Origin of the sequence: Pseudomonas sp. NFX15 (assembly GCF_049132105.1) — a bacterium.
Classification (GTDB): Bacteria; Pseudomonadota; Gammaproteobacteria; order Pseudomonadales; family Pseudomonadaceae; genus Aquipseudomonas.
On the sequence record NZ_JAFMPV010000008.1, the window covers coordinates 20,002 to 33,170 of the forward strand.

At 62.4% G+C, this 13,169-nt stretch carries 10 protein-coding genes, 1 tRNA gene and 1 pseudogene; 9 read left to right on the top strand and 3 right to left on the bottom strand.

Features of this window, described 5'->3' with window-relative positions; all coding sequences use genetic code 11:
• Positions 1-30: 30 nt before the first annotated feature.
• Positions 31-684 (top strand): annotated as a pseudogene (locus J1D76_RS11010) (D-alanine--D-alanine ligase family protein); the annotation flags it as partial.
• Positions 685-747: 63 nt separating this feature from the next.
• On the opposite strand, the gene ggt reads toward J1D76_RS11010, so the two are convergent.
• On the bottom strand, positions 748-2,574 hold the full coding sequence (gene ggt / locus J1D76_RS11015; protein WP_421138353.1) for a gamma-glutamyltransferase: 1,827 nt from the start codon (positions 2,572-2,574) through the stop codon (positions 748-750).
• Between the two features lie 166 nt (positions 2,575-2,740).
• Between ggt and J1D76_RS11020 the strand changes: the two genes are divergently transcribed.
• Positions 2,741-3,850 carry a DUF2817 domain-containing protein gene (locus J1D76_RS11020; protein WP_421138354.1) on the top strand — a complete coding sequence of 370 codons (1,110 nt, stop codon included), beginning with the start codon at positions 2,741-2,743 and terminating at the stop codon, positions 3,848-3,850.
• 61 nt (positions 3,851-3,911) lie between these two features.
• Here the strand turns inward: J1D76_RS11020 and J1D76_RS11025 are convergent, their stop codons facing one another.
• The gene (locus tag J1D76_RS11025) at positions 3,912-5,030 is read right to left on the bottom strand and encodes a succinylglutamate desuccinylase/aspartoacylase family protein (protein ID WP_421138355.1); all 1,119 of its coding nucleotides are present in this window, start codon (positions 5,028-5,030) and stop codon (positions 3,912-3,914) included.
• Positions 5,031-5,306: 276 nt separating this feature from the next.
• Between J1D76_RS11025 and J1D76_RS11030 the strand changes: the two genes are divergently transcribed.
• The 7 genes from J1D76_RS11030 to J1D76_RS11060 are packed head-to-tail and all read left to right on the top strand — an operon-like array spanning position 5,307 to position 12,905.
• Complete coding sequence (locus tag J1D76_RS11030; protein WP_421138356.1) at positions 5,307-6,908, top strand: 5-guanidino-2-oxopentanoate decarboxylase; 1,602 nt, start codon at positions 5,307-5,309, stop codon at positions 6,906-6,908.
• Positions 6,909-6,942: 34 nt separating this feature from the next.
• A complete protein-coding gene (locus tag J1D76_RS11035; protein WP_421138357.1) occupies positions 6,943-8,526 on the top strand; it encodes an amidohydrolase in 1,584 nt (527 codons plus the stop codon).
• A 50-nt stretch (positions 8,527-8,576) separates the two neighbouring features.
• Positions 8,577-9,392 (top strand): ABC transporter ATP-binding protein, encoded by an 816-nt coding sequence (locus tag J1D76_RS11040; RefSeq protein WP_421138358.1) that lies wholly within the window; start codon positions 8,577-8,579, stop codon positions 9,390-9,392.
• 54 nt (positions 9,393-9,446) lie between these two features.
• Entirely contained in the window at positions 9,447-10,223 is a 777-nt protein-coding gene (locus tag J1D76_RS11045; protein WP_421138359.1) for a transporter substrate-binding domain-containing protein, read from the top strand.
• Between the two features lie 36 nt (positions 10,224-10,259).
• Complete coding sequence (locus J1D76_RS11050; protein WP_421138360.1) at positions 10,260-10,973, top strand: ABC transporter permease; 714 nt, start codon at positions 10,260-10,262, stop codon at positions 10,971-10,973.
• 13 nt (positions 10,974-10,986) lie between these two features.
• Entirely contained in the window at positions 10,987-11,676 is a 690-nt protein-coding gene (locus J1D76_RS11055) for an ABC transporter permease (protein WP_421138361.1), read from the top strand.
• A gap of 50 nt (positions 11,677-11,726) precedes the next feature.
• A complete protein-coding gene (locus J1D76_RS11060) occupies positions 11,727-12,905 on the top strand; it encodes a pyridoxal phosphate-dependent aminotransferase (protein WP_421138362.1) in 1,179 nt (392 codons plus the stop codon).
• Positions 12,906-13,075: 170 nt separating this feature from the next.
• On the opposite strand, the gene J1D76_RS11065 is transcribed toward J1D76_RS11060, so the two are convergent.
• Positions 13,076-13,152: transfer RNA gene (locus tag J1D76_RS11065), tRNA-Met, on the bottom strand.
• Positions 13,153-13,169 lie beyond the last annotated feature (17 nt).

Below are 13,169 nucleotides of genomic sequence, written 5' to 3' on the forward strand. Positions count from 1 at the left end.
TGGGCAAATATTGCACTGTGGGGCGCATTTCTGCGCGATGCCGGCCTGGCCGTGACGCCGTTCGTCACATTGACCCGCGCCACGGTGGCGCGCACCGGGTTTGCCGAAGTGCAGGGCAAGCTGGGGTTGCCGCTGTTCGTCAAGCCGGCGAACCAGGGCTCTTCGGTGGGGGTGAGCAAGGTCTCTGACGAGGCTGAGTACACCGCGGCCGTGGAACTGGCCTTGAGTTTCGATACCAAGGTGCTGATCGAATCCGCCGTCATTGGCCGCGAGATTGAATGCGCCGTGCTCGGCAACGAAGACGCCATTGCCAGTGGTTGCGGCGAGATCGTGGTGCGCAGCGGGTTCTATTCCTACGACAGCAAATACATCGACGACACGGCGGCGCAAGTAGTCGTGCCGGCCAACATCAGCGCCGAGGCCAGCGAGCGCATTCGCGTCTTGGCCGTCGAAGCCTTCCAGGTGCTGGGCTGCTCCGGCCTGGCCCGCGTCGATGTGTTCCTGACCGACAGCGGCGAAGTGCTGATCAACGAAATCAACTCGCTGCCCGGTTTCACCCGCATCAGCATGTACCCGAAACTGTGGCAGGCCACCGGCATGACCTACAGCGAACTGGTGACGCGGTTGATTGAATTGGCGCTGCAAAAGCATCAGGTTCGGCAGGGGTTGAAAATCAGTCGTTGAGTGACTTGCTCATAAACGAAGGGCCTACCCACCGGTAAGCCCTTTCTCATTCCTGTGTAGGACTCAATCCCCCAACGCTTGCCCCTCACGCCGTGGATCGGCCCCACCGGTCAGCGAGGCTTTTCCTTGGGCGTCCTTGACCCGGACAATTGCCTGGGTGCCGCTGGTCATGTCGATCTCGCTCACGCTGTGCCCTTTGTCTTTCAGTGCCTGAATCAGCGCCGGGCTGAACTGGCCCTGTTCCAGTTCGGTCGGGCCGTTGCGGCTGCCGAAGTTGGGCAGGTTGATGGCGGCCTGGGCGTCGAGGTTCCAGTCGAGCAGGCCGATGGTCGACTTGGCCACGTATTCGATGATTTGCGAGCCGCCGGGAGAACCGACGCTGGCGAGGAATTCGCCACTCTGGCGGTCGAAGATCAGGGTCGGGGCCATGGAGGAACGGGGGCGTTTGCCGGGTTCGACGCGGTTGGCGACTTTCTGCCCGTTTTCCTCGGGGATGAACGAGAAGTCGGTCATTTCGTTATTGAGCATGAAGCCCTGAACCATGATGTGCGAGCCGAACGCCGATTCGATGGTGGTGGTCATCGACACGGCACCGCCGGCGTCATCGACGGCCACCACTTGCGAGGTGGAAATGCGCAGCGGCGAGCGGTCCGGCGCATACGCCACCTGGAGGCCTGGCGGGGTGCCGGGTTTGGCCGTGCCCATACTGCGTTCTCCGATCAGGGCGGCGCGGCTGGCGAGGTAAGCCGGGTCGACCAGCCCCTTGACCGGCACGGGCACGAAGTCGCTATCGGCGACGTATTGAGCGCGGTCGGCGTAGGCCAGGCGTTCGGCTTCAGAGATCAGGTGCACGGCTTGCGGATCGGGCTCGATGCCAGCCGGGGCCGTGGTCTTGACCGGTTTCAGCGGGGCCAGCGCCAAGCGTTTATCTTGGGCCTCCAGGGCTTGCAGCGTGCCGAGGATCTGCGCCACGGCGATCCCGCCCGACGACGGCGGCGGCATGCCGCAGACCTGCCAGCGCTTGTAGTCGGTACACAGCGGTGCGCGCTCCTTGGCCTGATAGTGAGCGAGGTCGTTCACGGACAAGCTGCCGGGATTGGCGTGGCCCTGGACCTTGGCGGCGATTTCCTCGGCGACCGGGCCTTTGTACAGCGCATCCGGGCCTTCGTGAGCGACGCGCTTGAACACGGCGGCCAGTGCCGGGTTCTTCAGGTTAGTGCCGACGGCTTTCGGGCTGCCATCGGCATTGCGAAAGTAAGCCATCATCTCCGGTGAGCGAGACATGGACGAGTCGGCGGCGATCAACTGGTGCAACCGTGGCGAAATGGCGAAGCCTTGCTCGGCGAGCCGGATGGCCGGTTCAAACAGCTGCGCCCAGGGCAGGCGTCCGTGTTTTTGATGGGCCAGTTCCAGAGCGCGCAACACGCCGGGTGTGCCTACTGAGCGACCGCCGATCTGCGCCTGGGTGAAGCCCATCGGTTGCCCGTTGGCTTGCAGGAAAAGTTTCTCGGTGGCACCGGTTGGCGCGGTTTCACGGCCGTCGTAAGTGCGCACGGCTTTGCCATCCCAGAGGACGATCAAGGCGCCACCACCGATGCCCGAAGACTGTGGCTCGACCAGCGTCAACACCGCTTGCATCGCAATCGCCGCGTCGATAGCCGAGCCGCCCCGGCGCAGCATCTCGCGACCGGCTTCTGCCGCCAGCGGGTTGGCTGCCGCCGCCATGTATTTCTGGGCGTGCTGGGTGCGCAGGTCGGTGCGAAAACCGGAAGCGCTTTCCGGTGCGAGCGGCAGCGTCGGCACCGAGGCGTTGTTGCATGCGGCGAGTGCCAGGGCGATCAGCCCCAGCGCGGGCAGGCGATAGCGGCGCAAAGCGAGGGGTGAGAACACGTGGCGAACTCCTTCCGTTGGATCGAGGGTCACTGGACTGTATCGACCGACCGGGAGGGACGCAAACCGGGTCCTGCGGCCATGACGTTTTTGTCCTTCATCAATGGCGGAATTTTCTGTAGGGTCGATGCCAACAGGCAGGCCAGAACATCAACAAGAGGCAGACATGCACAGCGAGTTTCCTACCCCGTTCAGCTATCGCACCCAGCGTGAACAGTTCCTGGCCGCCGCGACCGCGGCAGGCGCAACGCTGAGCGAGTATCCGCACCCGCTCAAAGGCCCGTTCGGCGAGCCGCTGAGTACCGACGTTGCTGTGCTGGGTGACCCGGCGGCCAAGCGTTTGTTGATTGCCTTGAGCGGCACCCATGGCGTTGAAGGCTTCTACGGTTCGGGCTGCCAGATCAAATGGCTGCAAGAGCTGGGCAAGCGCTCCCTGCCAACCGATGTCGCCGTGGTCATGATCCATGCGATCAACCCTTGGGGCATGGCATGGTTGCGCCGGGTCAACGAAGACAACATCGATCTCAACCGCAATCACCTGGATTTCCAGCGCCCGCTGCCGGACAACCAGGCCTACAACGCCCTGCATGACATCTACGCCTGTTCGCAATTGCAGGGCCCCGAGCGTGATCGCGCCGATGCCTTGCTCGACGAACAAATTCGCCAGCACGGCTGGCCGGCGGTGATGTCGATTGTCGAGGGTGGTCAGCATGCTCATGCCGACGGCCTGTTTTTCGGGGGGCTGGCGCCGAGCTGGTCGAACCGCACGCTGCACCAGATCGTGCAAACGCATGTGGCCCACGCCGAGGTTGCCCTGTGTTTCGACTTGCACACGGGCGCTGGCGAGTACGGTCATCCGATGTTGTTGACCATCACCGAGTCGGCTTACCCGGCACTTGCCGATGCGCAGGCGATCTATGGCCCGTGGCTCTACAGCCTGCAAACCGGCGTCGGCACGCTGAGCGAAACCGGCATTGCCGCCACCGCCACGGGCTACACCTCGCAAGCGCTGATCAATGCCCTGCCGCAGGTGCATTTGATGCCGTTCGTCATCGAATGCGGCACGTATCCGGGGCCGGCCGTTCACCGGCATCTGCGTGATGACCACTGGTTGCATCTGCACGGCAATCCGCATGACGCAACCGGGCGCGAGATCAAGCTGAACCTGCTGGAGCAGTTCTATCCCGCCGACAACGATTGGCAGGCGATGGTCTGGCTGCGTACCTGGCAGATCTGGGAGCGGGCGTTGTCGGTCTTGCCGACGCTTCGCAACTGACACCACGCGGTGGCTGCGGCTCAGGCTTGCCTGTGACCGCAGCCCGCGCGCTGCCTCGCCATCACGCGGATACCGTCACGCCGCCTTCGAGTGCCGTCGCCCCGGCCACCTTGCACAACTCAACCCCCGCCGCCGCAAATCGAATCGCGCTGCGCATGTACATCACGCCGCAGGTTGAGCTGCATACAACCTGCGAAGCGCCACTGATCGGGTCGATGACGTGCACCACCGGTTCGTCCCGCTCAATCCATGCGCCGGGTTTGTGCAGGAACACCACGAGCCCGGCGCAGGGCGCACGCAAGGTCAGTGAGCCGTCGAACGGTGTTGCGGGCTGGGGCAGGGCGGGCATCGGCGGCGGTGTGCCGGCGAGGATGCCCCGGTGTTGCAGGAAGGCGTAGAGCGCGGCGGCGTCGATGCGAGCCAACGCATGATCGACATCCGCTTCGCCGCGTAACTCGACCGTGGCGGCGACACAGCCGGCCGGGATCGGAAAGCGTCCGGCAAACGTTTCGGCCAGGCGCCACCAGGGTTGACCGCAGGCCTCGTCAAACGAGCCGGCGTCCGTGCCGCTGGCCAGCAGGCTGGCCTGGGCGCCGATGTAGCGTGCCAAGGGTTCGATCTGCGGCCAGTTGGGTGTTTCTGCATACAGGTGAACCACGGCCTGGGCATCGCAATGCAGGTCGAGGACGAAGTCGGCGTCGTGGGCCAGCAGCAATTGCGCCTGGCGCATCGAGTCGATCTCGCTGGTTGGGAGAAGCTGTTTCAAGACACTGGCCATGGCGCGGCGAATGATCTGCCGGTTTTCATCGACATTCGCGGTCAGTTCCTGGGCCAGCCGATCTCTGATGGCCTCGGCCAAATCTGGATAGCGGCGATTGAAATTCTCACCGCTGTTGAAATCGAAACGGCCCATCGCGTCGTGCATCAAGGTCTGTTCGAGGCCAATCGGATTGGCGATGGGCACCAGCACAATCTCGCCGAGGATCTGCCCCTGGGCTTCGGCACTGTCGAGCCTTTCACGCAGGTGATGCAGCGCCAGCATGCCGGGCAATTCATCGGCGTGCAGGCTGGCTTGCAGATACACCTTGCCGGCGCGTCCGGGCTGGCCGTAATGGAAGCTGATCAGCTGGCGCTGGGTGCACGGGTTGCGGGTCAACAGGGGGTGATGCTCGACGCGCATGAAGCGCTCCTTGAGACAGAGGGGGCAAGTGCGGAGGCCTCCATATTTATGACAAATGAGCGGCCCCAACAATCGAATAATTTGCCTGTCACGGGTGAGCAAAATGATCCTTTACGGGCGGCAGCATGGGCGAATGCCCCCGCAGAACGTTCGAAAAAATTTGACAGTGACGCAAATTTATTTCGATTGATGTAATCGTTTCGTCACCAATACTAGGGCCCTCGGTTCAGGTCTCTGTGAGCCTGGCATTCCCAATAAGAATAAAGAGGTGCTCGCATGACCAGTTGTGCCCAGGCGCTTGTCCGGTTACTTGAAGGCTACGGCGTGGAATCGGTGTTCGGCATTCCCGGCGTGCATACGGTCGAGCTGTATCGCGGGCTGCACGGCAGTGCTTTGCGCCACATCAGCCCGCGTCACGAACAGGGTGCAGGGTTCATGGCAGACGGCTATGCCCGTGCCAGCGGCAAGCCTGGCGTGTGCTTCATCATTACCGGCCCCGGCATGACCAACATCCTCACCGCCATGGGCCAGGCCTACGCCGACTCGGTGCCGATGCTGGTGATTTCCACCACCAGCCGCCGCGAGCATCAACGCCTGGGCCACGGCTACCTGCATGAAATGCCCGATCAGCGTGCCGTGGTGGCCGGGGTCTGCGCCTTCAGCCATACCTTGCAGCGGCCCTACGAGTTGCCGGAAGTGTTGGCCCGCGCCTTCGCACTGTTCAACTGCGCCCGCCCGCGTCCCGTGCACATTGAAATTCCGTTGGACGTGCTGGAAATGCCCGCTGACAACCTCGACCTGCGCCCACGTACCTTGCCGCAAGCCCCGGCACCGGCGGCAGCGAATATTGCGGCGGCGGTGAAACTGCTGGCGGCGGCTCGCAAGCCGTTGATCCTCGCCGGTGGTGGCGCCCGCGGCACTGGTGCGCTGATGCAGGCACTGGCAGAACGGATGCAGGCCCCGGTCGCCCTGACCACCAATGCCCGTGGCCTGTTAGCGCCGGAGCACCCGTTGTTGCTCGACGGGGTGCAGTCGTCGGCGCATGGCCGCGCACTGTTCGCTGAAGCCGACGTGGTATTGGCGGTCGGTACCGAATTGGGCGAAACCGATTACGACTTCTTTGGCCTCGGCCCGCTGTCACTCAATGCGCCGTTGATTCGCCTGGACATCGACCCACTGCAAATTCTAGGGGCGGCGCGTGCCGACGTGGGCTTGCTGGGCGATGCCGGACAAGGCTTGCAAGCACTTCTGGCGGCAGTGCCCGAAGCACCTGCGAGCAACTGGGCGTTTGAGCGTGTGGCTCAGGTCAATGCAGCCGAACGCTCCGGCTGGAGCAGCAAGCAGAACGTCATGCAACAGATGCTCGACACCCTGCGCGATAGCCTGCCCGCGCCGATTGTGGTCGGTGATTCGACCCAGCCGGTGTACCAGGGCGCGCTCGGTTATCGCGCCCCGCAAGCCAACAGCTGGTTCAACGCCGGCACCGGTTTTGGCACCTTGGGTTACGGCTTGCCGGCGGCCATCGGTGCCAAGCTCGCCGCGCCTGAGCGCCCGGTGGTGGCGGTGGTTGGCGATGGTGGCGTGCAGTTCTCCAGCGCCGAACTGATCGCTGCCCGCGAAGCCGAGTTGGGGGTGATCGTGGTGCTGTGGAACAACCACTGCTACGCCGAAATCCGCGACTACATGACCAATCGCGATATTGCCCCGTTGGGCGTGGACATCCTGCCACCGGACTTTGCCGCATTGGCCAAGTCCTGCCACGTCGCTCACATCGCCATCAACAATCGTGAGCAGTTGCACAGCGTACTGGTCGGTCTGGTCGACACGCGCCAGCCGATTCTGTTGGAGCTGGACGCCGCCGCTTTCCTGTCTGCCTGAGCTGCCAATTGCTGAACCGTTAGGAGTGCACCGCATGGAATTGCAAAAGAGATTTGCCCTGAAGTGGATCGACCAGCATCGTCAGCAGTTATCGGATTGGCACCAGATCATCTGGCACTACGCGGAGCCGGCGTTTCGCGAGTACAAGTCCTGTGCCTGGTACGTCGACCTGTTGCGCAAGGAAGGTTTCACCGTCGAAGAAAACAGCGGCGGTATGCCCACTGCCTTTTGCGCAACCTTCAGCCATGGCACCGGACCGGTGTTGGCGACCTACGCCGAATACGACGCCGTTCCCGGTAACTGCCAGGCTGCCACCACCCGCAAGATGCCTCGTGATGGCTTGTCGCGCTTTGCGCCGGGGCACACCGATCCACACTCGGCACTGGGTATCAGCGCATTGGGTGGGGTGCTGGCGGCGAAGGCGGCGATGCTTGAGTTCGGCATCGAGGGCACCATTCGCTTCTTCGGTGAACCGGCGGAAAAACTCCGCGCCTCCAAGCCTGTGCATGCGGCCAAGGGTTACTACGACAACCTGGATGCAGCGATCAGCTTTCACCCGACCTACATGCTGCCGCTGAACAACACCACCACTTGGGACACGCATTGCGGCATCGCCTACGCCTACATCTACACCTTCACCTGCGAAGACCCGGAAAACTGGATCGCCGCCGACCGCTACAGCCCGATCCCGCAAAACCATCTGGCCGCACGTGCACCGGGCGCCAATGATGCGTTGATGCACTTCTACAACCTCAACGAAAGCCTGCGCCGTTCGACCCTGCCGTTCACCGGCTTGTGGAGTTACAACGAGGCCATCCTGACGGCCGGGCAGGCCACCGCCGACAACCTGCCGCCGCACCTGTCACAGATCCAGTACCTGCTGCGCTGCGACTCGATCGAGCAGGCCGAAACCATTTCCCAGGTCATGGATAACAACGCCGCAGCGGCAGCGATGGCCACTGGGTGCCAGTGGAAAAAGACCTGGGTCTGCAAGTCCCGTGGCGGTCTGCCCAACCATGTGCTGGCGCGGGCGACCTACAGCAACCTGGCGACCATCGGCGCACCACAATGGGGGGCCGAGGCCTGTGAAATTGCCCGGGAGATCCAGAGCAATCTTGGCCTGGAACCGATGGCAGAACCGTTCCTGCCCGCCACCGAACAACTGATCGATCCGCAGGAGTGCGAGCGGCAGATGCGCCTGCAAATGCCGGCGTGGCAGAAGTACCTGACCTCCGACGACTACCCCGAATACACCTGGCATTGCCCGACGGTGCGCCTGCTGGTGGCCCGCCCGATGCTCAGTGCGCCCGCCGGTCATGTGTACCCGGATTGGGTGTCCAATGCCTTGGGCGGCATCCCGCAAACCATCGATCCGATGATCGACGTGGCGGCGAAAACCATTGCCACCACCTTGCTCGACCTGTTCTGCAACGACGACTTGCTCAAGGCCGCCAAGGCCGAGTTCGACCAGCGCACCGGTGGCGGTATCGGCGGTGAGCATTGGCAGGCGCCGCTGTTGCCGGCCGACTTCCAGGCCCCCCATCGCTTTCGTTGGCCGGAGTACATCAGCACCGTGCGTGGCGAAGAGTGGTGGATCCCGGCGCGCGACGACGAATAGTCGTGGCGTTGCCCGGCCTGCCTGAACCATCAGCCTTCGAGGATCCAGACGTGCAAGCACTCAACCACGTGAACGTCCCCCAGCCACACACCGACACCGCGGTCGTCGCCATCGATGACCTGCACAAAAGCTACGCCGACCACCACGTGCTCAAGGGCATTTCGATGCGCGCCAAAGAGGGCGAAGTGGTCTCGCTGATCGGCTCCAGTGGTTCGGGTAAAAGTACCTTGCTGCGCTGCATCAACCTGCTGGAAATCCCTTGCAGCGGCAGCCTCAGAATCAACGGCGAAGAGGTGCGCATGAAGGCCGGGCGCGGTGGCCTCGCGCAGATCGCCGATCCGCGTCAGGTCGAGCGCCTGCGCACGCGCCTGAGCATGGTGTTCCAGAGTTTCAACCTGTGGCCCCATCGCACCGTGCTGGAAAACGTCATCGAAGCGCCGGTGTACGTCCTTGGCGAGGACCGCAAGGAGGCCACGGCGCATGCCGAACACTTGCTGGAAAAAGTCGGCCTGATCGACAAGCGCAACACCTATCCCTCATTCCTCTCAGGTGGCCAGCAACAGCGCGTAGCGATTGCTCGCGCCCTGGCCATGCGCCCGCAGGTGATGCTGTTCGACGAACCGACCTCGGCCCTGGACCCGGAGCTGGTGGGCGAAGTTTTGCGGGTGATCCAGGGCATCGCCGAAGAAGGGCGGACGATGATTCTGGTCACCCACGAAATGGCCTTTGCCCGTGATGTATCGAGCAAGGTCATCTATCTGCATCAAGGCCGCGTCGAAGAAGAGGGCACACCGCAGCAGGTATTGCTCGATCCACGCAGTGAGCGTTGCCGGCAATTCGTCATGGCCCAGGACAACCGCGGATAACCCGCACCAGTGTTTTCACCTCGATAACTAAAACCTGAATAGAGGCATCAAAACATGAAGAAAACCCTGTTGATCACCCTGCAAGCTTGCCTGCTGGCCGGCATCGCCAGTACCTCGTTCGCCGCTGACAAACTGGTCTTCGGTATCGCCCTGGAACCTTACCCGCCGTTCTCGTTCAAGAGCGGCAAGGGCGAGTGGAGTGGCTTTGAGCCGGAGATGATCACGGCCGTCTGCGAGCGCATGAAGGCCGATTGCAGCCTCAACGAAATGTCCTGGGATGGCCTGATTCCAGCCCTGAAGTCGCAACAGGTGGATGTGGTGCTCAACTCGTTGTCGATCACTCCCGAGCGTCAGCAAGTGATTGATTTCACCCAGCCATACTTCTTCACCCGCGCCCTGTGGATCGGTGATCGCAGCCTGGAGCTCGAACCGACTCCGGCCGGCCTCAAGGGCAAGATCATTGGCGTGCAGGGTTCGACCACTCACGCCGCGTTCGTCAAGAAGTACTACGGCGAAACCTCCACCATTCGTTACTACAACGACCAGGACGACATCCTGGCGGACCTGCGCAGTGGCCGCGTCGACATCATGCTGGCCGACCAGTTGGTGGTCGAGCCGCTGCTGGACAACCCGGACAACTCGATGCTCGCCAGCAAAGGCGTGGCGCCGCTTGACCCGCTGTTTGGCGACGGCGTGGGCGCCGGTGTGCGCAAAGGCAACGATGCCCTGCGTGAGCGTTTGAACGTGGCGCTGCAATCGCTGCGGGCCGATGGCAGCTACGAAAAAATCCGTCAGCGCTATTTCAAGTCCGATATCTCGGCCCTTGAGTAATCAGCTTCTTCAAGCAAACCCGACACAGGTGTGCGCATGACACTTTCTGATATTTCTAGGCTGTTCTTCAGTGATGGCTGGCTCCAGGCCCTGGCCCAGGGGATGGTCAAGACCCTGGGCATTTCCCTGGGGGCTTTTGTCCTCGGGCTGGCCATCGGCCTGGTCGTGGCCATGGCCAAGCTCAAGGGGCCGCGCTGGATGGTCGTTTGTGCCAATTGCTACACCACCCTTTACCGCGCGGTGCCGGAGTTGCTGCTGATCCTGTTGCTGTACTACGCCGGCGCCGACCTGATCAACCTGACGCTGGCCGCACTCGGCCAGCCCAGCGTGGAGATCAATGGCTTCCTGGCGGCCGTGGTGGTGCTGGGCATTGTGCAGGGCGCCTACTCGGGGGAGATCATTCGCGGTGCGATCGAGTCCATCCCCCACGGCCAGATTGAAGCGGCGCGGGCCTACGGCATTTCCCGCAGCTTGTTGGTGAGAAGGGTGATCCTGCCGTGCATGCTGCCCTTCGCCATCGCCGGGTTATCCAACCTGTGGCTGGTGCTGGTCAAGGAAAGTGCCTTGATCAGCGTCGTCGGTTACAGCGAATTGCTGACCGCCGGCCGCCAGGCAGCGGCATCGACCAAGCATTACTTGCTGTTTTACCTCGCGGTGGCGGCGTTCTATTACCTGATCACGCTGGTGTCCAGTTCGGTCTTCCGGCAGGTCGAAGTGCGCTTCGAACGCTGGATGCCACGGCACGCATAAGGGGAGGGCGAACATGGACTTTCATTGGCTGGTCAATTTTTACCAGGAACTCGTCAGGGGCGCCGGGCTGACCCTGCAGCTGTTGCTGATCTCGGGGGTTATCGGCTTTTTCATGGCGATGCTGGTGGCGCTGGGGCGCTTGTCGAAGAACCGTTTCCTGTCCAACGGCCTGCGCTTTTACACCAGCGTGCTGCGCGGTACGCCGTTGCTGGTGCAGATCTACGTGTTGTACTACGGCGTAGGCAGTGTGTTTGCGACATTCCCGTTGATTCGCGGCAGCCAGTTCTGGCCGTACCTGCGAGAAGGCTTCTGGTACGTGGCCTTCGCGCTGACCTTGAGCGTTTCGGCGTACGTCGGTGAAGTGTTGCGTGGGGGCTTGCGCGCTGTACCACGCGGCGAACTGGAAGCTGCGCGGGCCTATGGCATGCGCCCCTGGCTGGTACTACGCCGAGTGTGGATGCCGCGTGCCTTGCAGATGCTGCGCCCGACCTTGGCCGGCGAAAGCGTGATGCTGCTCAAGGCCACGGCGCTGGCCTCGACCGTGGCGGTTACCGACTTGCTGGGCGCGGCTAACCTTGTGCGTTCGCAAACCCTGCGCGTCTATGAGCCGCTGTTGGTGGTGGCAGTGATCTACATCATTCTGGCGATTGTCATTGAGCAAGGTTTTGCCCGGATCGGCAAAACGCCGCAACGTCAGGCCTGACTTCGAGGTTGATTGAAACATCGGCCCACGGGGTCAATAAGGAGTTTCAGATGAAATATTCGTCCATGGTCAAACGCATCAGCGGCGAAACCGTCACCGCCTGGGACATTCATTACGCGGCTTGTGATGCACAGGCGCGCGGTGAAGATGCGATTGTGTTGAGTATCGGCGACCCGGACTTTGCCACCGCCGATGAAATCTGCGCGGCAGCGGTTCAGGCGATCCATGAGGGCGACACCCACTACACCCACGTGATCGGTCGCCCGGCCCTGCGCGAGGCGATTGCCGCCAAGCAATCGGCGTTGCTCGGTCAGCCTGTGTCTGCCGACAACGTGGCATTGGTCGCTGGTGCGCAGAACGGTTTGTATGCCACGGCCATGTGCCTGTTCGAGCAAGGCGATGAAGTGCTGGTGCCCGCGCCCATGTACCTGACCTACGAGGCGAGCATCCAGGCCTCCGGCGCACGCCTGGTGCCGATTGCCCAACCGGCCGAAGAAGACTTCCGCCTGACCCTGGCGGCGCTCGAAGCGGTGGTCACCGACAAGACCCGTGGCATTGCCCTGGCCACGCCGAACAATCCCACCGGCAACGTCTACACCCGCGAGGAACTGGAGGCGGTTGCGCTGATCGCTCAGCGCCATAATCTGTGGGTCATCAGCGACGAGGTCTATGGACAGCTGACCTATGACCGTGCGCACCAGAGCGTGGCCACCCTTGAGGGCATGGCCGAGCGCACCGTCATTTTGAACAGCCTGTCCAAATCCCACGCCATGACCGGTTGGCGAGTGGGCTGGGTGGTGGGGCCGCAAGAACTGATCGGCCACCTCGATAACCTGTTGCTGTGCATGCTCTACGGCTTGCCCGGGTTCATTCAGGCGGCTGCGCTCAAGGCATTGGAACTGGATGAGCAGGTGGTCGGGGATGCGCGGGTACTTTATCGTCGGCGCCGGGACCTGGTGGTCGAAGGTTTGCGCCACGTACCGTTGCTCAAGTGCAAGGTGCCCGAGGCGGGTATGTTCATGCTGGTGGATGTGCGTGAGACGGGCTTGTCGAGCACTGACTTTGCCTGGCAGTTGTTCCGCGAAACCGGTGTGGCGGTACTCGATGCCAGCGCGTTTGGCGCCAGCACCACGGGCTTCGTGCGCATCTCGTTCACGGTGTCCGACGCGGCACTGAGTGATGCCTGCGGTCGCATTGCCGGTTTCATCGAACGCCTTCGCTCCAAGTGATGCTGTGGCTGCCACGGGGGGTAGGGCATCAGTGCCCTGTCGGCGTCGGCAGCCATTCCAATCCGGGGCAATAACGTCAACGGGGCGGCACAGGATTTCCTGTTGCCGCCCCGGACTTTTCTCGAGGCATAAAAAAACGGCTTACCTTGCGGTAAGCCGTTTTTAGTACTTGGTGGCTACACAGGGACTTGAACCCCGGACCCCAGCATTATGAATGCTATGCTCTAACCAACTGAGCTATGTAGCCAAGTGGCGCGCATTATT